At 41.3% G+C, this 23,045-nt stretch carries 16 protein-coding genes; 2 read left to right on the plus strand and 14 right to left on the minus strand.

The genetic code is table 11. The features are described 5' to 3' along the window. The first annotated feature begins 406 nt into the window (after positions 1-406). Complete coding sequence (locus tag G7092_RS11570; protein ID WP_166089362.1) at positions 407-2,023, plus strand: Na+/H+ antiporter; 1,617 nt, start codon at positions 407-409, stop codon at positions 2,021-2,023. 162 nt (positions 2,024-2,185) lie between these two features. Here the strand turns inward: G7092_RS11570 and G7092_RS11575 are convergent, their stop codons facing one another. The 10 genes from G7092_RS11575 to G7092_RS11620 all read right to left on the minus strand — a co-directional run bounded on the left by G7092_RS11575 (position 2,186) and on the right by G7092_RS11620 (position 16,965). Further along, positions 2,186-2,503 carry an Mpo1-like protein gene (locus G7092_RS11575; protein ID WP_166089365.1) on the minus strand — a complete coding sequence of 106 codons (318 nt, stop codon included), beginning with the start codon at positions 2,501-2,503 and terminating at the stop codon, positions 2,186-2,188. A 546-nt stretch (positions 2,504-3,049) separates the two neighbouring features. Continuing rightward, complete coding sequence (locus G7092_RS11580; protein WP_166089368.1) at positions 3,050-4,564, minus strand: RagB/SusD family nutrient uptake outer membrane protein; 1,515 nt, start codon at positions 4,562-4,564, stop codon at positions 3,050-3,052. A gap of 11 nt (positions 4,565-4,575) precedes the next feature. Next, on the minus strand, positions 4,576-7,977 hold the full coding sequence (locus G7092_RS11585) for a SusC/RagA family TonB-linked outer membrane protein (protein WP_166089370.1): 3,402 nt from the start codon (positions 7,975-7,977) through the stop codon (positions 4,576-4,578). Positions 7,978-8,106: 129 nt separating this feature from the next. Then, positions 8,107-9,087, minus strand: coding sequence for a FecR family protein (locus G7092_RS11590; protein ID WP_166089372.1), 981 nt, complete (start codon positions 9,085-9,087; stop codon positions 8,107-8,109). Positions 9,088-9,177: 90 nt separating this feature from the next. Next, positions 9,178-9,783 carry an RNA polymerase sigma factor gene (locus tag G7092_RS11595; RefSeq protein ID WP_166089375.1) on the minus strand — a complete coding sequence of 202 codons (606 nt, stop codon included), beginning with the start codon at positions 9,781-9,783 and terminating at the stop codon, positions 9,178-9,180. Between the two features lie 171 nt (positions 9,784-9,954). After that, positions 9,955-11,061 carry an acyltransferase family protein gene (locus tag G7092_RS11600; protein ID WP_166089378.1) on the minus strand — a complete coding sequence of 369 codons (1,107 nt, stop codon included), beginning with the start codon at positions 11,059-11,061 and terminating at the stop codon, positions 9,955-9,957. Positions 11,062-11,195: 134 nt separating this feature from the next. Next, on the minus strand, positions 11,196-12,020 hold the full coding sequence (locus tag G7092_RS11605) for a DUF4249 domain-containing protein (RefSeq protein WP_166089381.1): 825 nt from the start codon (positions 12,018-12,020) through the stop codon (positions 11,196-11,198). A 3-nt stretch (positions 12,021-12,023) separates the two neighbouring features. Continuing rightward, complete coding sequence (locus G7092_RS11610; protein WP_166089385.1) at positions 12,024-14,606, minus strand: TonB-dependent receptor; 2,583 nt, start codon at positions 14,604-14,606, stop codon at positions 12,024-12,026. 284 nt (positions 14,607-14,890) lie between these two features. Beyond that, positions 14,891-15,862, minus strand: coding sequence for a FecR family protein (locus G7092_RS11615; protein ID WP_166089387.1), 972 nt, complete (start codon positions 15,860-15,862; stop codon positions 14,891-14,893). A 149-nt stretch (positions 15,863-16,011) separates the two neighbouring features. Beyond that, positions 16,012-16,965 carry a helix-turn-helix transcriptional regulator gene (locus tag G7092_RS11620; protein WP_166089389.1) on the minus strand — a complete coding sequence of 318 codons (954 nt, stop codon included), beginning with the start codon at positions 16,963-16,965 and terminating at the stop codon, positions 16,012-16,014. A gap of 91 nt (positions 16,966-17,056) precedes the next feature. Here G7092_RS11620 and G7092_RS11625 point away from each other — a divergent pair, with 91 nt between their 5' ends. After that, positions 17,057-18,163 (plus strand): FAD-dependent monooxygenase, encoded by a 1,107-nt coding sequence (locus G7092_RS11625; RefSeq protein ID WP_166089391.1) that lies wholly within the window; start codon positions 17,057-17,059, stop codon positions 18,161-18,163. A 120-nt stretch (positions 18,164-18,283) separates the two neighbouring features. Here the strand turns inward: G7092_RS11625 and G7092_RS11630 are convergent, their stop codons facing one another. From G7092_RS11630 to G7092_RS11645, 4 genes are all read right to left on the minus strand, one after another. After that, positions 18,284-18,871 (minus strand): RNA polymerase sigma-70 factor, encoded by a 588-nt coding sequence (locus tag G7092_RS11630; RefSeq protein WP_166089394.1) that lies wholly within the window; start codon positions 18,869-18,871, stop codon positions 18,284-18,286. A 167-nt stretch (positions 18,872-19,038) separates the two neighbouring features. Then, entirely contained in the window at positions 19,039-20,388 is a 1,350-nt protein-coding gene (locus G7092_RS11635; protein WP_166089396.1) for a sugar transferase, read from the minus strand. A 418-nt stretch (positions 20,389-20,806) separates the two neighbouring features. Next, positions 20,807-21,763, minus strand: a complete 957-nt coding sequence (locus G7092_RS11640; RefSeq protein ID WP_166089398.1) for a GDP-mannose 4,6-dehydratase — start codon at positions 21,761-21,763, stop codon at positions 20,807-20,809. Beyond that, on the minus strand, positions 21,760-22,821 hold the full coding sequence (locus tag G7092_RS11645; RefSeq protein WP_166089400.1) for a glycosyltransferase family 4 protein: 1,062 nt from the start codon (positions 22,819-22,821) through the stop codon (positions 21,760-21,762). The genes G7092_RS11640 and G7092_RS11645 overlap by 4 nt, the downstream gene beginning before the upstream one ends. Positions 22,822-23,045 lie beyond the last annotated feature (224 nt).

Genomic DNA, 23,045 nt, shown 5'->3' on the forward strand with positions numbered 1-23,045 from the left:
TAAAACGCGTTAAAATTGATCCAAAACCATCGATTTTAACACTTTTTAACAAATTCCAACGCCGTTTGGAGTGCTTTTTAAAACTTTAAAAAGTATTAATTTATTGATTGTCAAATAACTACATACTAAATAGCCAACTTTTGGCCTTATTTGGACCTTAACAAAACAGCCCGGTTATCCTGTAAAAAGGGTAACCGGGCTGTTTTTTATTGATATAAAGATACAATTTTTTTGGGGAAAAGCCTCATCTAAACGGCGAATCACCCAGATACGCCGTGCGTATCGCTTTAGCAATTGACAAGCAAATTAGTGCGGTGTGTGTTGATATACTTTTTCATGATATCAAACAACACAATACAACCATCAATGGTTAATTATTGTATTTTAGTAATTCATCCAAACTTACATGCACCATCTCATTATTCAATATACCTGCCTGCTGGCCATCATTATAGCGATAGTGATGTTGGCCCAAAAAATCAAGATAGCGTATCCTATATTACTGGTAATAGCCGGACTGGGATTGGGTTTTGCACCGGGTTTCAATGGTATTGAGATAGCGCCCGACATGATATTTGTGATATTTTTGCCGCCGCTACTATATGAAGCAGCCTGGAGCACCTCCTGGAAAGATTTTTGGAAATGGCGGCGGGTGATCAGCAGTTTTGCCTTCATCATTGTTATTTTAACCGCCGGAGTTGTGGCCCTGGTATCCAGCAACGTGATTCCGGGTTTTACACTGGCTGCGGGCTTCCTGCTGGGTGGTATCGTATCCCCACCCGACGCGGTATCGGCCACCACTATACTTAAAAATGTAAAAGTGCCCAAACGCCTCATCACCATACTGGAAGGCGAAAGCCTCATGAATGATGCAGCCAGTTTGGTGATCTTCAGGTTTGCAGCTGCGGCCATTGTTACGGGTTCTTTTGCCATTGGCCAGGCTACCCTGAGCTTTGCATTGGTTATTATAATGGGGATATTGATAGGCCTGGCCATAGCGCTGGTGTTTTATGCCATTCACCGCTGGCTACCTACTACTACCAATATCGATATCATCCTTACATTCATTACCCCCTACGCTATGTATATGGCCGCAGAGGCCTTTAATTTTTCGGGCGTACTGGCGGTGGTAAGCGGGGGATTATTCCTTTCTATCAGGCGCGATAGCTTTTTAACCCATCGCAGCCGGCTGCAGGGCATCAACGTTTGGGAGGCGGTAGCCTTTGTGCTTAACGGTTTTGTATTTATGCTGATCGGTCTGGAGTTCCCGGTGATCATTAAAGATTTGGGCCCTAACGGACTCGGTCCGGCTATCCGTTACAGTGCCATTATTTCGGGAGTTTTAATTGTTACCCGCCTCGCCAGTACTTTTGGGGCCTCGGTGTTCACCGTATTCATCAGCAGGTATATTACCACTGCCGATAACCGTCCGGGCTGGAAAGGGCCCTTGCTATTAGGCTGGGCCGGTATGCGGGGTGTGGTATCATTGGCAGCAGCGCTCAGTATACCGGTGGCGCTCCATTCAGGCGCACCTTTCCCCAACAGGAGCCTTATTTTGTTTATCACCTTTTCGGTTATCCTGGTTACGCTTATACTGCAAGGACTTACCCTGCCCCTGCTTATTAAATGGGTGGATATGCCCGACCCGGACTATACCGTATCATTTGAACAGCAACGGCAACTGGTACGAAAAAAACTTTCGGTAGTAACATTGAATCTGCTCCAAAAAAAATACGCCAAACATCTTAAAGAAAACGATATGGTGAAAGCCATTAAAATGAAGATTGATGCGGATATGGAACTGCTGGCCGACTGGGACAAGGCCGATGGCAAAGGCCGCGCCGAAGCCTTTTACCGCGATTATATCATGATACTGGAGGATATGATGCAGGAGCAGCGCGACCTGCTGAAAACATTGAACAAGAAAGAAAACATCAATGACGATATCGTCAAACAGCAACTGGCCCTGCTTGATCTGGAACAGGAGAAACTGCGCCAGCATTTTTCTTTTGATGAGGAGTAGACTCGCCGCGGCATCGCTGCGCTCGTCGCCCCTCTCTTCAGCTTCGCTGAAAAGTGGGTAAAAAAACAGGATTTGTCATGCTGAGGAACGAAGCATCTATTATTGAACTTTTCTATTATAGAATAGATCCTTCACTCTGTTCAGGATGACAATTAACCTTCTTCACCGTTTAACCTTAAACGGTTGTTTGCCGGTTAACAGATCATAAAAGAGTATAAAATCGCTGGCCAGACTATAGCCCGGATACTTAAATGTGGCGGGTTTGTTTTTTTCGAAAAAGAAATGCCCTACCCAGGCAAAGCCATAACCCAAAAACGGAATGGCAATAAAAAAACGCCAGTTGAACACAAAGCCCGCTATTAAAGCTACAAACACCAGGCCCGTACCTATAAAGTGTAATATCCTGGAGGTGGAATTGCTATGCTCGGTTAAATAAAACGGATAAAATTCCTTGAGGGATGTAATTCTGGTTTCTTCCATAACTTGTTTATGCTACTACGGAGTACTTTAGGGTTCTGTTTGATTGGTAATCAAATTTAATAAATAATTGTGTGGTTTAGTAAATGCTGCGTTGGAAGGGTTCTTTTCTGTTTAACCTACCATGGCCTGTCATCCTGAGCCTGTCGAAGGACGCGCGCAGAGGCCTTTGCCCACCATGCTTCGACGAAAAGAGGGAATTCCACTTTACCCAATATGTCATTGCGAGGAGGAACGACGAAGCAATCTCGTAGCTATTCTTATCCATGAGAACGCGAGGAGATTGCTTCGTACCTCGCAATGACATATTTTTTATTTATTATCTAAAAATCCTTTCTTTCTCCAAAGGCTAAAGACGGTGCGAAAACAACAAAGGCCGCCGGGTACCCGGCGGCCTTTGTTGTTTTAAGATCCCCTCTTGAGAGGGGGTGTGTGAGGTTGAGTAGTGGCTGGGGTGTGTTGTTACGCGTTCATTTCGCCTTGATAAACACACCCCTTCCCCCTCTCAAGAGGGGATTCGCACATAGCCCTGTTTTTATTAGGCGCAGATTACCAACCAGCGTTTTGTTTGATAACACCGTTGCTGCGGTCAATTTCTTTTTGGGGTACTGCCCAAACATTGTTTACAGCCGGGTTAAAGTTACGTGCAGGCCATATTACCGAACCGGTATAACCGTGCAGTGGTTTGGCGTAAGTGGCGGCGGCATCACCCCAGCGTACCAGGTCGCGGTGACGGTCGGCCCATTCGCCGGCAAGTTCGCAGCGGCGTTGGTTTTTCAGATCGGCCATGGTAGCACCTGTGATAGCTTTCAGACCGGCACGCTGACGGATCATATTGATCTCCGCATCGGCATTTTTGCCTTGCATCAGTTCTGCTTCTGCTTTGATCAGGATAACTTCGGCATAACGCATCAATGGTACGTTCAGGTTGGTGGTGGGGTGATCGCCATTTGGGCTGATAGATGAACCTACCGGATTAGCATATGAAAATGGCTCCATATACTTGTTGAACTGGTAACCGGATAAGCTGTTTACGGAAGCATAAGTTTTTGGCGCACCAAAATACTGAAACACGTCGCCCGGCTTCAGGATAGTAGCTTCGCGGCGTTTGTCACCTGCCTCAAAAGCATCATACAGCTCTTTGGTTGGCTGATAGTAACCCCAGCCGTTAAATAGTCCCCAGCCTTTGTTCTCCAGCATAACACCGGGCAATATACTGCCCCAGCCGCTTGAACCTTTTGCAGTACTCACCGCCGACCAGATATATTCTGAACTGAAGTTATTGGCCGCTTTAAAAACATCGGCAAAATTAGGTAACAAGGCACGATTACCCTTGCTGATCACCGAATCGGCATATTTTTGGGCATTGGCATAATCCTTTTTGTACAGGTACATTTTAGCCAGGTAAGCCCAGGCAGCTACTTTGTGCGGTCTGCCCTGATCGGCAGGACTTAACTGCTCGAAGTATGGCAGCAGGTTGGCAGCATTTTTTAGCTCACCTTCAATGTAAGTATAGTTTTGGCCAACGTTGGCTGCTCTTGGTGTAGGATTTGGATCATTATTGTTGGAGCGGGTAATGATAGGTAACCCTGCACGATCATCGCCATAATTATAAGCCATTTGAAAATACATCAAACCGCTTAAAAAATAGGCCTCGCCCAGGTAACGGTTTTTCAGGGAACCATCCATGCTGATGGCAGGCACCTTGTTAATCACGTCATTGGCACGCCTGATCACCGAGTAACGCATATCCCACTGGTCAACGGTATAACCACCTGAGTAATAAGTTGGGCTAAAGTTTTTGATGGCATCGGCATTGGTATTGATACGGCCGGTAACCATATCGTCGCTGGCATTGATGAACCACATATAACCACGACCGTAAAATTCTTCGCCGTCAAAAGGCTCGTACATGGCGTTTACGCCCAGCAGGGCATCATCGCCGGTTTGCCAGAAGTTGTTTTCAGATACCGCGCCCTGTGGTTTGATATTCAGATTTTTAGTGCAGGCACCCAAAAGCATGCTTGCCGATAATGCTAATATAATATTGCTGATCTTTTTCATGATTGCTTTACTTACAGATTTAAATTGATACCGAAAATAAACGAGCGCGATTGCGGGTAACGGCCTACGTCGATACCATAGTTGTCAAACCCAACTTCCGGATCAAAACCTTTGTATTTGGTAATGGTGAACAAGTTGTTTGATGTAGCATACACACGCAGGCTGCTGATACCGGCACGGGTTAACAATGCTGGCGAGAAAGTATAACCCAGGGTTACGTTCTTAAAGCGCAGGTATGAGCCGTTCTCGATATAAAAATCAGAGTTGGTACCAAAGTTGCCGTTAGCGTCGCTGGCAGTTACACGTGGGATAGTGGTATTGGTGTGCTGTGGAGTCCAGGCGTTCAGTACATCTTTCAGCAGGTTGTAATTCTGACCCAAACCACCGGCATTTAAGCTGGTATATTTTAAAGCATTGTATAATTTATTGCCTTGCACACCTTGTAAAAAGATATTCAGATCGAAACCTTTGTAGCTGGCATTCAGGCTCAAACCGTAGGTAAATTTAGGGTAAGCACTACCCAGGAACTGACGGTCGTTATCGTCAATTTTACCATCGCCGTTGGCATCCACAAAACGGATATCACCCGGTTTGGCATTTGGCTGAATCAGCTGTCCGTTCTTACCTCTGTAAGCATCCACCTCTGCCTGGCTCTGGAACAAACCATTGGTTTTGATAGAATAGTATGAGTACAACGGCTGACCAACCTGCACCCAGGCAGGTGCCAGCAAGCCACGTACGCTTGGGCTTACACCCGGGATGGTGGTGTTGCCATTAGGTAATGACAGTAACTTATTGGTAAGCGTACTTACGTTGGCATTTACACCATAACGGAATGCTTTTTTAGGATCGCTATTATAACCCAGACTAAACTCAAGACCTTTATCACGTGCCTCGCCGCCATTAACCCATACACTGCCCAAACCTATACCTGCAGGTATGTTCATCAGCATATTTTCGGTTTTTTTAACAAAATAATCGGCGGTTAAGGTGATGCGTTCGTTCAGGAAGCCCAGATCTAAACCGATATCGGTTTGTTTTGAACGGGCCCAGGTCAGGTTCGGGTTGGCGCGGTCATAGCTATAATAACCGTTTAACTGTGCCGGGTCTGAACCTAAGTAAACACTACCTACGCTCAGGTTAGGGCTCACCGCTGTTGTACTTACAGATGATAAGTTACCCAATACGCCGTAGCTGCCTCTTACCTTTAAGTTGCTTAGCCAGGTTAGCTTCTGCATAAAATTCTCGCGGCTTACTACCCATCCGCCAGATATCGAACCAAAGTTCTGGAACCTGTTCTGAGGGGCAACCAACGATGTACCATCCCTACGACCGGTTAATGATAACAGGTATTTGCCATCGTAATCATAATTAACACGGGCAAGGTAAGAGATCAGCGCCTCATCAGTCCGGTAATCGCCAGGTTTTGGAACCGGTGTACCTGTACCATTGATAAAATAGCGGAACAGGGGATCTTCATTGCTAAAACCCGAAAGGGAAGCCGATAAACCCATGCTGCTGTTTTTCTGGTAAGTGTAACCAGCCAATACATCCAGGTTGTTTTTACCTAATGATTTTTTGTAGTTTAAAGTTTGCTCGGTCAGGAACCTTGAATCTTGTGATGATGACTCGTTCAGGGTATTGGTTAAGCTGGGTTTACCAACCTCGGGCACAATCGGTGTAAAGCCTTTGAAATAATAAAAGCTCTTGGTGATCGAATAGTTCGACCTGAACTTCAATCCTTTGATGATGTCGGCCTCAAAATACGGGTTAGCAATAATGGTATTTACCGGGTTGCTGGTATCAATACGCTCCAGGTTGGCTACCGGGTTAACTACGTCGCCGTAGGAACCAGCGTAGGTTAGAGGTAAACCTGAATAAGCGCCCGATGGTGTACGCACTGTAATGCTTGGCGGATAAAATATGGCCGCCTGGATAGCACCGGTATAACCACTAAAGGTATTAGTACCACGACCATCTGAATAGGTATAAGATAAATTTTCGCCAACCTTTAACCAGTTATTCAACTGATGAGTAGAGTTGATACGGTACGCATAACGCTCGGAATAGGTATTTAATAATATCCCTGTTCCTTTGCGGTAATTAAAGCTCATGAAATAGTTGGATTTATCGTTACCTCCGTTCAGGTTTACGTTATAATCCTGTGTATGCCCTGTTCTGAATACGGCATCAACCCAGTTGGTGCGGGTTATTTGTCCGTCGGGATATTGAGTGGCATCAAAAGCCGGCAGGCGTGGCTTGCCAGCGTTATCAGCAGCGGTGTTATATACATCGGCATACTCTTTAGCGTCCAATGCTTCCAGTTTTCTCCAGGCATTCGAAAAACCTTGTTTGGCATCAAAAGAGATAGCCATTTTTCCTTTGGTACCTTTTTTAGTAGTGATGAGGATAACACCACCAGATGCGCGGGCGCCATAAATAGCTGCTGATGCGTCCTTCAAAACCGAAATCGCTTCTACATCGTTGGGGTTAATAACCGGGGTACCGGGATAAAAAACCGATCCGTCGATAACATATAAAGGCTGCTCACCGTTGATACCACCCAGGCCACGAATGTTTACCATAGGCGCATTGGTAGGATCGCCACCATTGTTATTCACAACCACACCCGCCGCTTTGCCTTGTAAAGCTTCCTGCAGGTTATTGAATGAGCGTGAGCTTACTTTATCCAAACCAACGGTTGATACCGCGCCCGATAAGGTTGAACGGGTTTGTGTACCATAACCTATAACTACCACTTCTTTTAAAGACTGGTTGTTGGCTTTTAACACCACATCGATATTTTGCTGACCTTTTACCGCAACTTCCTGGCTATCATAACCAATGTATTTAAAAACCAGTATCGAGCTCTCGTCGGTGCTCAGGGAATACTTGCCTTCGGTATTAGTCATGGTGCCGGTTGTTGTTCCTTTTACGGCAACGCTAACACCTACCAGGGTTTCGCCACTTTCGTCGGTTACTTTTCCGGAAACAGTAATGGCCTTTACCACCAGGTCTTTTTCTTTAACTTTTACTACCGGCTGCTGTTTTTCAAGCTGTAATAGTATATGCTCATCGTCAACCTGTCTGATGTTTCCTTTGTAACCTTTAATCAGTTCTTTCAGCACATCAATCAGCAATTCGTTATTGGCCGATATGGAAATTTCCTTGTCGGCGTCAAAGCTGGTAGAGTTGTAACCTATTTTAAAGGAGGTTTTTTGTTCTATCAATTTAAAAACACTTTTGATGCTTAAATTTTTGGCCGTAAAGCTAATACGTACCGTATTCATGGTTTGCGCTGCTGCCGAAAAAGACGGTGTAGAGCATACGCCAATAATGACCAATATGATGCAGTAGGTTGCCAGCCATTTAAGGTGATTTTTTAATGAAAATATTTGATATAGATTTCTCATTTTTATAATGTTATTTTGTGGGATAAAAAGAATCGTTAAAAATGACATGGTCTGCTGCTACAGCAGCCATACAGCAGGCAGGTGTTCGCGCATCTGCCTGTTTTTTTTGATGGGGAACGGCTACATAGCTTAATGGCAATTTTGTGATTGGATAAAAACTTTATGGTTGGTGTACTGATAGGTAATGCCTGTAAGCTGACTTAACACGTGGAGCACTTTATCTAAAGGCTGGCTGTTAAAACCAATGGTATATTTGCAGTTGCGGCCGGGTTTATCCTGCAGCTGCACATCTATATTATACATTCTGGATAGTGTTGAAGTTATTTCGGGAATAGAGGCTTCGTCAAAATAAAGTTGCCCGTTTTGCCAGGCGCTCAGCTTGTCGGCATCAACGGTTTTAATATAATGCTGGTGTGCTTTAAGGTTATAAACCAGCATCAAGTTGCGGGTGAGTACTTTACCCATAGCAACCACTTTATTGGCAGCCATTTTTTCGCCAACGCTTACCATACCGCTTACAACGGCTATTTTATACTCGCTTTCGTTAGTATAAGCATGCACGTTAAACTGGGTTCCCAACACCTGGGTTTGTATATTGCCGGTACTTACAATAAAAGGCCTGGCGGCATCATGCTTTACATGAAAAAAGCCTTCGCCTGTGAGTTTTACTATCCGTTTTTTTTCGCCAAAATCGGCGCTGATGGTTAAAACTGATGAAGAGTTGAGCGTTACAATGGTGCTATCGGGCAGGGTGAGCACCTTACGCTCGCCGCGCGCTGTAGAATATTGCTGCAAGGCCTGCGGGGCTGGTTGCTGCCATTTGGAATATAGTAAAAAGCCGCCGGGCACCAGCAATAACAGTGCGGCTACTTTTAGATATTGGAGTACATAAATTTTCCGATCGGTAGCCCGTGATGGTATGCCTTTGATTACCCGTTTCCGGATACGGTTTAAAATGCGCTCTTCTGCCGACGGGGTGATACCTGTTAGGGAGGTTTTACCCAATTGTTCTAACCAGGCCTCTACACGGGCCCGTTCGGTGGGTGTACATTCGTCCGCCTGGTACTTTTGTAATAGTGCTTTGATCTCTGCAGATTCTTTTGTGTTCATCTGCCCATATAATCGGTGCTTACCGAAAATAGTACCGTTAAACAATCGTCAAATATTCATTAAGAGAATATTAACAGAATCTGGTGTGAGTTATTTAAGATGGAGCATAACCTTCACTACAATTAAAAACAACGGAAAGCTTTCCATCCGTTTTAATCGCAGCTGCAGGCGTTTCAGCGCTATGGTGAGGTTGTTTTTAACTGTTTGCTCGGACAAGGCCAGACGACCCGCAATTTCTTTAACCGGCAATTGCTCCACCCTGCTCAATTTAAATACATCGCGCACATTGTCGGGCATTTTATCTACTTCGGAGCTTAGCCAGTCTTCCAGTTCGGCTCCAATAACTTCATTCTCCGGTGATGGGGACACCAGGTGCTCATAATCAGGCAGCAAGGTTTCAAAATGGGCTATTTTTTTACTGCCGGTAAGATAAAAATCAATGGTTTTATTTTTGGCAGCCTTAAATAAGTAAGGAGAAAGCGTATCGTTGATAACCACGGCGTAGCGGTTATGCCAAAGAGAAATAAAGATATCCTGTACAGCCTCTTCCGAAGTTTCGAGCGAGCCGGTTTTGGAGAGTATATATCGAAAAAGGGCCTTATCGTACCGTTGCATCAGCACCAGTAAAGCCTGTTCATCATCGTCCTGAAGCCGGGTCAGTAAATCAGTATCCGAAATAAACCTGCCACGCATCATGCCGCAAACTTATATCAGCACCTTTAACTCAATGTTAGCTTAGCATAAAATATCACGGTTTTTAAATCTCCCCCCGATATCTCTATGATTGCCCCTTCGCACCCGGAGGATATCTTATTTTTATGTTCCTATCCTCTTCCTATCATTCAACGTCCGGAAGGATTTGTGATACTATGCAAGCTTTTTTCGCAACCATTTGCGAACCGGCTCATCATACCATTTCAATGCGGCATAGGCCAAAACGATACTACCTGTTAAAATAAGCAACGCATAAGGCCATGTCTGCGCAATAGTTATCCCCTTATGGTTACTGATCCAGGCAACATAAAAATAAACCAGTGGGTAATGTACCAGATAAAGCGGGTAAGATATATCACCCAAAAACTTGCATATCCTGTTCTCTTTTTGAGTTTGTATAACGCCGCTGGCGCCAAGGTATACTATAAGCGGGAAAACGATGATGATACAAACAGATTCATATATTCCATTCATCCAAACATGCCCCGCGCCACCAATGCGCGGCATATAAAGTACAATAACTACTAAAAGACTGCACCAGAAAAAGGCATTTTTAATTTGGGTTGGCTTTGCTATACGTGAAAGTAACAAACCGGCAAAGAATGGGTACATCGTACGGGTTAGCCCTATGCTTACCTGTTCTACATTCAGTGTCCAGCCACCGCTAACATCGCCATTTGTGATTGCCAGATGGGCGAGTACGATAGCAGCAATGCCGACTAAAATAATTAATGCCGTTTTGGAAAACTTTCTGATCCAGACAGCGTAAAGAATATTGGCAATGTATTCAAAGAACAATGACCAGCCCACACTATTGAGCGGGTGCATCTCTTCCCAGCCGCGTATATCAAGCGATAACGGTACCGGAAGGATAGTATAACCGATAAGCATTACCAGCAGCATCTTCCAAACAGGAATAGTATGAATGAGCGGCCATAACGTAGAATCTGTAAAATAAAACCCGATAGCGCCGAGGGTCATTCCCAAAACCACCATTGGTTGAAGACGTTCGATACGGCGTTTAAAAAAACTGCCGACGGTCATTTTATGCCAGCGGTCGTCATAGGCATAGCCAATCACAAAACCTGATAATAAAAAGAAAAGGTCGACAGCCAGGTAACCGTGATTGACGAGATTATCTAAATGACTGGTTGACAAGGGCTCGGTTAGATGAAATGTTACAACAATTATGGCTGCGACACCGCGAAGACCGTCTAATATGGGATAGTGTGGCTTGGTGGCCAGCTCATTATTGTTCATTAATAAAATTGGATATACAGATTATGAATTAAAACCGGCGCAAATTATAAAAAAAATGCATGTGTAAATCGTCCCGACCAGATCATAACAAAAAGAGGCTGCCCCGATGAGACAGCCTCTTTTTGTTATTAATTTTAATTAGCCGGTACCGTTATGGTTTTACGTGTTATAGGATAAGCGCTGAAATAACCCAGGGCACCACCGGTAATATTACTGGTTGGGTTGGATGGGGCTGCGCTGTTACCACTACCTGTTGAGTTGGAATTTAAACTAAAAAAGTATTTGTAAACCGCAGCATCAATACATTCCATCTCTATCATAAGATGTTTGCCTGTCCTGATTTCCCTTGCAGGATCATCATTATCATTATTAAAATTAAGGCGACTGTTTACGGTTTGGCCATTGGTAAACTCATCATCATCTACAAACAAGCTTTTTTCTTTTCTGCCGTCAATGTATTCAATAAAGCGGTAGTAGTTTTGCTGATTAGCAGGGTCCTGATACTTCACGGTAGCTACCCGAAGTTTGGTTTTGTCTTTATTGGTACCAAATTCATCATCAACTACATAAATACTATCCAGTTTAACAATCTGGGGCATGGTACTGGTTGAGGTATAGGTTTTATCATTTAACTTAACTGTTAAATGATAGGTGTGCCCTGGTATACCAATAAGGGTGCTGTTTTGGTATACGCCTGCAGCAGTCGGATCAAAATTATAAGCTGTACCGTCCACATCAACAGTAACCTGCGCGCCGCTGATGCCTGTAAAAGAAGTTTCGTCGTAAAAATTTTGCGACCGGCTTATAGATACTTTAGCACCGCCGGCTTCATTACTTACTGTACCCTCTATTACTGTTTGGGGAGTGCTGTTATTCAATTTCAGGTCGATAACCTTATCGCAGGAGCTCAACAGCCCCAGTGTGATCATCAATATAGCCGAAAAACGTATGGTATGCATGTATTAAAATTTAAAGTTATAAGTAATAGAAGGTACATAGGTAAATAATGTGGTGCGTACGGCCTCTGTTTTATTAGGATCTGTTTTGTTATCTCTGAAAAATATACGGTACGCATTACGGTTACCGTAGGCGTTATACAAACTAAAGTTAATCTCCGAACTGTACTTTTTGGTTTTCTTAAGCTGTTTGGTAGCGCCCAAATCGAGCCGGTTATAAGTTGGAAGCCTAGAAGCGTTACGATTGGTATAGTAATAATAGGTTGCCCCATCTATCAGGTATTTGCCGCTTGGATAGGTAACCGCGTCGCCGGTGTAGAGTACAAAATTGGCCGATAGTGTCCACTTTTCATTCAGCTTATAAATACCTACTATGGCCAGGTCATGCGTACGGTCCTGGCGGGCATTATACCATTGATCATTATTGATACCATCAATCAAGCGTTCTGATTTAGATAGTGTATAGCTTATCCAGCCGGTTAAACGGCCTGTTTTTTTCCGCAGCAAAAACTCAGCGCCATAGGCTCGTCCTTTTCCATACAGCAATTGCGTTTCAATAGGCTGATTGGTAAAAATATTGGCATCGTTACGGTAATCCAGCTGATTTTGCAGCTTTTTATAATAGGTTTCAAAGGTAAACTCATATTTATGCTCGGCCAGGTCGCGGTAGTAGCCTACAGAAAACTGATCGGCCAGTTCCGGCTTGATGATATTGGTGCTGGCTAACCATTTATCGGTTGGTGAACCTGCTGTTGAGTTGCTTACCAGGTGCAGGTTTTGCGCGTTACGGGCATAAGATGCCTTTACAGAACTGATATCATTGAGCTGAAAAGCAGCGGCAACGCGAGGCTCGGGGTTTACATAAGTTTTAACTATCTGCCCGGAGTTGTAATGTGTCGAATTGGTTATCCCGCCATCGGCATTCACATCATAGTAAGTACCCGGACCTATAATAGAAAAAGCAGACAGCCGTAAACCATAAGTAAGCGTAAAACGATCAGTTGCTTTCCAGGTATCGCTTACATAAGCTGCATTATCCCAGGCATAGCGGGTTTCTAATTTTTGTGATATAAAACCTGAGTTACCGGTAGCCGATATCTCGCCGGGTTTAATGGTATGATAAACGCTGTTGACGCCAAAACTTAAGGAATGATCAGAACCGATATCATATTGCATATCTTCCTTAAAGTTCCAGTCTTTAATACGCGATGTAATGCCATAGGTATTTACATCCTGTTTTACTTTGATCTCATAATCGTAATTACTGTAGATGAAAGAGGTATTAGAAAAAAAACGACTGTTAAAAATGTGATTCCAACGCAGGGTTGCGGTGGTGTTACCCCAGTTAATACCATTCACATTATTAGCCGAAAGCACGTCCTTACCCAAATATCCCGAAATATAGAGCCTGTCCTTATCGCCTAAAACCAAATTGGCCTTAGCATTAACGTCATAAAAATAAAGCTTGCTGTTTTTAACTACCGTATCTTTTGACAGTTTTAAAAAAGCATCGGCATAAGTACGCCGAGCCGATATCAGGAAGGATGATTTACCCTTTTGAATAGGGCCTTCGATATTCAGACGCGCTGCTATCATACCCACACCGCCGCTTACACCAAATTTTTGGTTGTTACCGTCGTTCATTTTCACATCTATTACTGATGATAGCCTGCCGCCATATTGCGCGGGCATATCGCCCTTATAAATACTAACGTTTTTAATAGCATCAGAGTTAAAGGTAGAGAAGAAACCTAAAAGGTGATAGGCATTGTATACGGTAGCTTCGTCCAGCATCAGCAGGTTTTGATCGGTGGCGCCACCGCGCACATAAAAGCCTCCACTACCCTCCCCCGCCGATTTAATACCGGGGAACAGCTGTATGGTTTTCATCACATCGTGCTCCCCCAACAATACGGGTACATCATTTATTTCTTTGATGTTCAGTTTTTCGACTCCCATTTGCGGGCTTTTTAAATCACGGGCGCCTTTCTGCGTGGCTGTTATAGTTACGGTTTGCAGCTCCTGTGCGTTATCGTCCATCGTAATGTTCAACCTTTGATCGCTTGTTAGCGAAACCTGTACAATCAGGCTTTTTTGCCCGATAGCGCTGATCAGCAACTGATGATCACCGGCCGGTAGTGTGATCGAGTAAAATCCATAACCATTGGTTGAAGTTCCCTGAGCGCCATCTAGCAGCCGTATACTGGCTCCTATTATCGTTTCCCCAGACTGTTTTGATGTCACTGTTCCGCTGATGGTGAACTTTTCTGCTGCCGGTTTTGCCGCCGGTTCGGCGACCGACTTTTTTAGCTTTGTCGCATCATAGCGGATCAGTATATCCTGATCCAGTTGAGAATAACTATAGGGATAATTGGCCAGCGCGGCATCAAGTACCTGTTTCAGGCTTTGCGCCTTTGCATTAATGCTTAATTTGATGCTACTGGCCGCTACAGCTTCATTGTAGGTAAAGCGCACACCGGTAGCGGCGGTTATCTTATCAAGAGCTTGCCGTAGCGGTACATTATTTAATTTGATAGTGACGGTTTTATCAAGCGGCAATTGCGCAAAAGCCCGCAAGTTGCCAAACATGATGATAAGGGTTATACAAAAAAATACGCTTAAAAATTGGGGTAGTTTCATTAAAAGATAAATCGGGTTAGAGAACCGTAGAGGTCCGGTTTTTTTCATAACTTTAAAAGGCTTAAGCTAACCAGTCATTAGTTTCGAAGGCCATGACTGATCAAAGTTTTAAATACAAGCCCGGTTCTGTTTCCCTGAGCCGGGCTTTTTTTTCATAGGTGTGTAGGGGCAAAATTTAAAATGTCATAGTTGCAGGTTTGTAAAGTGATAGGGGTAAATAAATCATATTTATATTAAGGGTGAAGCAGGTATGTTCCGTTTTGTTTTTCCCAACGCAGTTCCATAACCGTGCTGAGCTTATCAAGCGTATAGCTAATGGGATAAGTAGTTTCTAAGCGACCATAAAAGGCCTTTGATGTTAAGCCGGGCGTTAATGTTATGCGGATGCCATATTGTATTTCGAGATCATGGATAACCTCGGCCAATGATGCCCCGTTGAAATCAAAAATTCCTTTACGCCTGTCAAGAAATTTTGCTGCATTTGGATAGTTTTCTTTTACCAGGGTAGCGGTTGCTTTTTGATATACTGTTCTTTGGTTGGCCGTTAACATGGCTGTACGGGTACTTGTGTTTGCAGATACACCTACTTTACCGCTGACCACCGTAACATCGATAGATTTAGCGTACGCATAAGCCTGAATATCAAAACTAGTACCTAATACAACCGTTTTTACAGCTCCCGATTGTATCACAAAAGGATGATCGGTATCGTGTTTAACTTCAAAATAGGCCTCGCCTTTAATACTTACATTACGCAATTTATCCCTGAATTTTTCAGGATAACTGATGCTGGTTGCCGGGCTAAGCCAAATGTGGGTACCATCGGGCAGGTATATCTGCCTGTATTCTCCCGGATTGGTGGTCAATGTCAGCTGTTTTACCGGATCAACCAGGTTAAGTATCGGTGCCCTGTAAAGTACCGCAACCCCTATTGCTAAAACAACAGCTGCCGCAGCGGCTAAATTCCGCCACAGCTTATATACTTTTACTTTAGGTGTCTGATTTTCATCTATTTTGAAGTTAATCTGGCTTAATATATTTTCTCTGATCTGTTCGGCGGAGGTGTATTGGCTATTGGAGATCAATAGTTCTTCATCATTAAAATCGGCATACCACTGCTCAAACCGCAGCTTTTCGTCGGGTGTAAGTTTGTCTGTCAGCCATTTATGGGCCAGCTCGTCAGGGTTAAAGCTATTACTATCCATGGTTTAATTGGTATGTTTATACATATAGTCAGATATAGGGTGCTTTACCCTTAGTAGTAAATGAAAAAAATATAAATTGTGGTAAATGTCTGTAATTTTACTCATCAACCCGTTATGACTTATACACCGGGTTAGCAGTCGAACATTCTTTATGCCAGTTCGCTACTGTACTTTTTGGGCTTTTTGCCGATGTGTTTTTCAAATACTCTTGTAAAATGGCTTAAGTTTTCAAAGCCCATCTGATAGCCTACTTCCGATACTGATAGTTTTTCATCACGTAAAAGTCTTGCAGCTTCTTTCATGCGCAGGTGCTGGTAGTAGTCATAAATTCCCATTCCGAAAACTTGCGTAAAAAGTTTGCGCATTTTTAATTCGTTCATGCCTGCAATCTGTTTTAACTCCACAATGGTGCTTGGCTTGTTCAATGACGAGATAATTTTATCGCGCACTTTGTAAATGGCTTTTATATCTCTTTCGTTTAGTTTTTGATGAACAGATTTTTCACGTTTTCCCAAACTTTGAAAAAAGTAAAACAGCAGCTCCATTACTTTCAATTTGTAATGATAGCTTTTGAGTGTGCCCGGCTCTTCCTTTTTAACGATATCATTCACAGTGCGCAAAATGTCGTCGGTCATAATTTCTTCAATCAAAAAATTATTGTCGCTGTCAAACAGAAATTGAAAATCCGAAATATCATCGCCTAAAAAACTTTTCAGATAATCGGCACTGATAACCACAGCAGCAATTTTTATATGCGCATTTTTTTTGAAAAGACTTTGGTGCGAGTGTGTAAATGGAAACACATGCACATATGACATTTCGTTCTGCATCTTAGGTCTTACTTTCCCGCTTGCCTGTTCGCCGTGATCAAACATATTGACGAAAAAAAAGCAAATACTGTCTTTAATAAACCTGGGGGCAGTTGTTTGGCGTGTGAAAGTTCTCTTTACTACATATGAAGCAATGAACATAGCTAGCTCAGGTAAAAAATCGAAGCTCTTATGATATTTTATATCCAGATTCTGCGCTGTTTTTTCCCCAATATCATAGCCGATTTTATTTATAAACTGAAGGAGGCTTTGTGCATCTTCTGTCGCTTTCATAATTTTTAAGACTATTTTTATTATTTAAATAGATATTTTAATCCTAAAAATACATACAATTTTGCTTAAGAGATAATAAAATTTAAAAACGATGAAAAAACAAGCTTTGATATCAGGAGCAAGCATTGCCGGATTAACGTTAGCATATTGGTTAAACAGGTACGGCTACCAGGTAACCATAATTGAAATTACAAAAGGACTAAGAAAAGGAGGTTCGCCTATTGACGTAAGAGGCGAAGCTTTAAAAGTGGCGGAACAAATGGGCATATTGGAAAAAATTAAAGCGAAGGAATTTATACACACTGATGAAATTGTAAACGCCCAAAACGAAACACTGGTTAATTTTGCAATAAATGCTCAAGCCGAGTATCTGGGTGATATTGAAATTCACCGGGATGATTTGGTAGATATACTTTTTGAAAACATCCCAGCAAATGAAGTTGAATTTCTTTTTGAAAACAGGATTGAAAAACTGACCCAGCATGAAGACAAAGTTGAAGTAACTTTCAAAGACGGTGAGAGCAGGAACTTTGATTTTGTTTTTGGTGCAGACGGTACGCACTCTGTTGTAAGAAAGCTTGTTTTCGGCGATGAAGAAAATTATTCCAGATTCTTTGGTGCTTACTTTGCCTTTGTTGAAGCACCAAATATAAAACCTAATAAGCCAAATTCAGGAGTAATGTACCAGGAACCGGGTAAAATGGCCGCGCTTTATCCGTTTAAGAATACAGTGAATGCTTTGCTTGTTTTCAGGTCGCCCAAACTAGATTGGGATTACAGGAATACTGAGCAACACAAACAAATTTTGAAAGACAATTTTAAAAATAACTCCTGGAAGATACCTGAAATTCTAGATACGATGCTTCATTCAGATAACTTATATTTTGATGAAGTTTGCCAGATTCACATGCCAACCTGGTCAAAAGGACCTGTTGCCCTGGTTGGCGACGCGGCACATACAACAAGTTTTCCTACAGGAATGGGCACAAGTTTGGCCATGCAGGGCGCAAGCATTTTAGCGCAGGAACTTCACGTGTCAGACGGAGATTACCAATCGGCATTTTCAAAATACTATGAATCTTACAAGCCATTTGTGGAAAGTATTCAGGCAAGAATTGTACGTGGGTTAAACTTTTCAGTTCCCGAAACAGCAGAAGGCATTCAGGAAGCCGTTAAACGATTTAAGCAAGAGGCGTGAGCTAAAGGAGATAAAGGCAGCGTATACAATCTTTTTATAAAAAAGATTGTATACGCTGCCTTTTAGTATTTAAAACTCACTGTAAGCCAACTTATGTGTGATAAAAAAAGAAAATATAAATTATTTTTCGAGTAGGTAAAGCAGCAGCGGGATGGTGATATTTAGTGTTTGCCTGAGCGTGCTTAGGGCCTTGGTCATATGGGCTTCTACCGTTTTTTCGGCAATATTGAGTTCGGCAGCAATTTCGGCGTTTGTTTTATTCTGTTCACGACTCAGCAAAAAAACTATCCGGCACTTTTCGGGCAGACGGCTGATACTTTGTTCAAGCTGCGTACGGAGTTCTTTTTCAGATAACCATTGGCTGGTACTATCCAGTTCACGCGGCGCATGAATGGTCAGGTGATCTATATGCTGCTTTTTACGAAACTGTTTATCCAGATGATTGATGATACGGTACTTAACGGCAACCGATAAATAGGTATTTAAACTATGCGTAAGTTCTATAGTCGAACGCCTTTGCCAAACACTTAAAAAAACCTCCTGTACAACTTCTTCGGCTTCATGCTCATCATTTAACCTGTGCATAGCTACCGTGAATAGCTTATCCCAATAACGGTTATATAATTCGGTAAAGGCTACCCTGTCATCCTTGCGGATCAATTCCAATAACTGGCTATCTGTTGCTGTTTCCGGTTGGTAGCGCTCCATATATACACTATGACAATCAATTGCTGTATTCGTTACACGGCAAAGCATGCAAGTTTACGAGAAATCATCTGATCATACCATAGCTTAGGGATGCTTTATTAAGTATCTCAGTCTTTTTACTTTAAAACAACAGGCAAACACAAAAACAAAGGTTAGCCTATCGAAGTCTATTTGCCTTTTAGCTGTACCATAACCCTGATGGTTTTTAAGATTATCCCCATATCACTGTTAAAGTTGATATTGTTGAGATAGATAAGATCATACCGGATACGGCTGTGCATTTGGTCAAGATTTTCTGCATAACCGTAAGATACCTGCCCTATGGAAGTAAGTCCGGGTTTAATGCGTAACAATTTTTTATAGCTGGGCGATTTTTCAATAAGCTGCTCAATAAAATGCTGTCTTTCGGGTCTTGGTCCTACTACAGACATTTCGCCTTTAAGTACATTCCAGAACTGTGGTAATTCATCCAGTCTTGATTTTCTTAATATCCTTCCCCATCCGGTTATACGTGGATCCCTGTCACTTGATAATTGAGGGCCCGCTTTCTCGGCATTTATATACATGCTTCTGAACTTGTATATGGTAAATGGCTTATGATTCTTGCCTATCCTTTCTTGTTTATAAAATGCAGGGCCTTTTGATGTTAGTTTTGTAATTAACATCAACAAAAGAAATACAGGCAAGCCAACAATCATTACGCTTAATGAAAATACAATATCGAAACTCCGCTTAAAAAATATTACTTTAAAGCTCAATTCAGGATTTGCAGACAGCTGAATAACGGGAAGATTTTCATAATTAACTATGCTGGCATAGTTGTTATTCAGTATCAGATCCGATACCAATTTTATTTTAACCGCATTCTGTTCACCAAAATCAACCAATTTCTGCAGTAATAATGGATGCAGGTATTTATAGCATACAAATATCTCATCAGGCCTTCTGCTAACCAGTTTCTCCATCAAAGTTTGTTCTGGGAAATCCTTGATCATATCCTCCGAAATAAAATCGGTAAAGTAATAACCGTATTCCGGATGTTTCGAGAATGACCTGATCAGTCTATTCGCAATATCCTGATCTCCTATAACCAACACATGCCTTCTGTTGTATCCCTTTTTTCGTATATAATCAAGAATAAAGAATATAACCGATCGCTGTATAATGATAAAAAAGAAGAACAGGGAATAAGTAAAGAACATCTCCCAGCGGCTAACTTCGTACAGCCTGAAAAAATAAATAACACCAAGCACTACAAGCAAATGGTAAAGCAAGGATGATAAAAACCGGTTAAGATTATCTTTTAAGACCAATGGTCTGGAAATAGTATAATTTTTGGTAATGGTTGAAACAGATACCCATACTAAATTAACCAGCAGTACAAAATTTACAGATTGTATCTCGGATGAGTAGTATTTAAACACCAATGAGTGCGCGCATTGCAAAGCAATATTTAATACTATTAAATCACTTATAAAAGTAACGGGCTGAAGAAATTTCGAGTATCGTATTGACATAGATTTAGTTTTGCAAATATAGCACTTTATATGTTATATTATTTACATAACGATAAAGTTTGTATTTTAATACCAATACGATTATAAATTAAGAAGTGATACAGTAAAATTTATTTTTTATCGTTTTTTTCTTGTTGTAAAAATACACTCAAATTATTAACTCATATTCATCTTTTTGTTAACGCAATGTTTGGAACTTCTTCCCAATCAGCTAATAGTTAACATAATACACACATCAGAACTACCTTCCCTCTCCATACTAAAAATGAACGACTACAAGTTAAGTTGCTTATAAACAATCTGATTATTAGCTTAAATACAATAAAAAACGCAGGTTTACAATAAACCTGCGTTCAAATACAATATGAAACGCTTAGATGGAAACCAAGGCATTAATTATCGAAATATTAACTTATAGTTAAGATACATTAATATAGTTATTTTCTTTAAACCATTTAATTGATCTTTCAATTCCTTCTTTAATAGACACCTTTGGTTCAAATCCTATTTCTGCTTTTATTTTTGATATGTCACCATTGAGTATTTTTATATCTCCTGGCCAACTCTTACCTGTATAGGTAATAACAGGATTAATGTTTAGCGTTTCGGAAATTATTTCTATCAGTTGCTTAATGCTGATTGGATTTCCTCCTGATATGTTATAAACCTCGCCGTTTTTTTCAGAAAGCATTACATCATAAAACGCTTTTACAGTATCAGAAACATAGGCATAATCACGTATTTGTTCACCATCACCCAATACATCTAATTTGGTTTTATTGTTGTTTAGCTTTTTTATAAAATCATATAAAACGTAACGGGGTTGCCGCGGACCATAGGTATTAAAAATTCTGATTACATTACAATTTAACCCATATGTTCGATAATAGGCAACTGCCAGCTTTTCACCATATAATTTCGTAAGCCCATAATTAGAAATTGGGTTCAATTGAGTATTTTCTACTACAGGAATGCTTTCGGGCACACCGTAAACAGCCGCAGTGCTGGCAAAAACAACTTTCTTTATATTATATTTAAGTGCCAGATTAAACACATTAAATGTACCCGCAGCATTACTATTAAAATCAACTGTCGGAAAATCATTACTGTACGGTACGTTTCCGTTGGCGCCTATGTGAAAAATATAACTGATCTGATGATCTGAGAAAAATTTATCCAAAAATGCAAGATTACCCAAATCCCCATAAACATATTTGCATGATGGGTTAACGTTTAAGTTATTGCCATAATTTGACCCTGAAAGATTATCAAGTGAAATTATACTGGTGTACCCCTCATTAATTAAAAAGTCAACTATATGTGATCCTATAAATCCATTGCCACCGGTAACTAAAATCTGGTCCGTTTTATTCATTGTAATATATTAAGGTATTTTATACTATTTAGGTGCAAATCAAATTCACCTTTAATTTGCATACATTTATCAGAGTAAGTTTTATAATCTGACTCAATTTGATTAATTTTTTTGGCAAGGGCGTCAATATTAGGTTCGGCCACTTCACCAATTTCTTCCTCCTTTACAAAATATTGCGTGCCGTTGCCTGCATAGTTAGTTGTGAGCGTAGGAATACCGTATGCCATGGCCTCAATTACCACCTTGGGCAAACCTTCTCTTTCGGAAGGCAATAACAAAAGCCGGGCTTGCTGAAACACTTTATCTTTTTCCTCTCCATTTACAAGGCCATGAAAAACCACATAATCATTTGATCCGTACTGTTGGTTAAGATTATTGTATAAATTACCTGAACCCATAATGTGCAAGCTTCTCTTTGCACCAAACTGCTGATTGTAATTTAACACGGCTTCAATAGCATGTTCTGGGTGTTTATGTTCTTCCAACCGCCCTAAAAATATATAATTTTCTTTTTTTAAGGATTGCGCCAAAGAAGTATCTACCAGACTAGGTATAACATGCAGGTTGTTTTCACGGTATTGCTTAACGCACGATTTAACATGTTTGCTAATACAAACAACAGCATCTGTTGCGTTTAATATCTGACTATTGATAAAACGCCATAATTTTGAATTACGATGCTCAACAAAGTCAACTATGGTTTTACTTCTTTTTTTATAGAACCATTTATAAAATAAAGAAGGAAGCATAGGAAACTGGTTAAAAATTATCGCATCCCAATCACCTTTAAAATGACGATGGAGTTTAAAAGAAAACTTAACAATGGTACCTACATCACGCCCGAATCGCCCGTTTTTGTAATAATTTGCATTACTTATTATACGGCTGTATTTTACTCCATTAATATATTCCTGAACTGGTGAGTTCCCGATATGATCAATTGCAGCAATTTCAACTTCATTGCCCGATTTAACCCATTCTTCTGCTAATTCTTTAAATCTTACTTGCTGGCCGCCTAATTGAGGATAGCAAAGTTCATCCACAATTAATATTTTCATATGGTGGTATTGATTTTTAGTTGAGTATTTGTGTACACTGTTTTTTTTAAGATACAAGTACCTGATAAAACAATCTGCATATTGTATCCTGAAATATCTAACAGTTTCATTCTTTCAAGTATGTATATATGTTCATCCTGATAAATGCACATTCTTGTGAGAACATTTTCTAAGTTCTTTATAATAGTGAGTAATTTGTTATTTAAACAACTTTCAATACTTAA

The sequence above is a fragment of the Mucilaginibacter inviolabilis genome (assembly GCF_011089895.1).
In the GTDB taxonomy this organism is placed as follows: Bacteria; Bacteroidota; Bacteroidia; order Sphingobacteriales; family Sphingobacteriaceae; genus Mucilaginibacter; species Mucilaginibacter inviolabilis.

Coding starts and splice junctions, on each gene's coding strand:
- G7092_RS11620 (WP_166089389.1), bottom strand. CDS start 16,965: ATGAAAGCGACAGAAGATGCACAAAGCCTCCTTCAGTTTATAAATAAA.
- G7092_RS11600 (WP_166089378.1), bottom strand. CDS start 11,061: ATGAACAATAATGAGCTGGCCACCAAGCCACACTATCCCATATTAGAC.
- G7092_RS11580 (WP_166089368.1), bottom strand. CDS start 4,564: ATGAAAAAGATCAGCAATATTATATTAGCATTATCGGCAAGCATGCTT.
- G7092_RS11570 (WP_166089362.1), top strand. CDS start 407: ATGCACCATCTCATTATTCAATATACCTGCCTGCTGGCCATCATTATA.
- G7092_RS11595 (WP_166089375.1), bottom strand. CDS start 9,783: ATGATGCGTGGCAGGTTTATTTCGGATACTGATTTACTGACCCGGCTT.
- G7092_RS11605 (WP_166089381.1), bottom strand. CDS start 12,020: ATGCATACCATACGTTTTTCGGCTATATTGATGATCACACTGGGGCTG.
- G7092_RS11630 (WP_166089394.1), bottom strand. CDS start 18,871: ATGGAGCGCTACCAACCGGAAACAGCAACAGATAGCCAGTTATTGGAA.
- G7092_RS11585 (WP_166089370.1), bottom strand. CDS start 7,977: ATGAGAAATCTATATCAAATATTTTCATTAAAAAATCACCTTAAATGG.
- G7092_RS11640 (WP_166089398.1), bottom strand. CDS start 21,763: ATGAATAAAACGGACCAGATTTTAGTTACCGGTGGCAATGGATTTATA.
- G7092_RS11610 (WP_166089385.1), bottom strand. CDS start 14,606: ATGTTTGGCAACTTGCGGGCTTTTGCGCAATTGCCGCTTGATAAAACC.
- G7092_RS11625 (WP_166089391.1), top strand. CDS start 17,057: ATGAAAAAACAAGCTTTGATATCAGGAGCAAGCATTGCCGGATTAACG.
- G7092_RS11590 (WP_166089372.1), bottom strand. CDS start 9,087: ATGAACACAAAAGAATCTGCAGAGATCAAAGCACTATTACAAAAGTAC.
- G7092_RS11645 (WP_166089400.1), bottom strand. CDS start 22,821: ATGAAAATATTAATTGTGGATGAACTTTGCTATCCTCAATTAGGCGGC.
- G7092_RS11575 (WP_166089365.1), bottom strand. CDS start 2,503: ATGGAAGAAACCAGAATTACATCCCTCAAGGAATTTTATCCGTTTTAT.
- G7092_RS11615 (WP_166089387.1), bottom strand. CDS start 15,862: ATGGATAGTAATAGCTTTAACCCTGACGAGCTGGCCCATAAATGGCTG.
- G7092_RS11635 (WP_166089396.1), bottom strand. CDS start 20,388: ATGTCAATACGATACTCGAAATTTCTTCAGCCCGTTACTTTTATAAGT.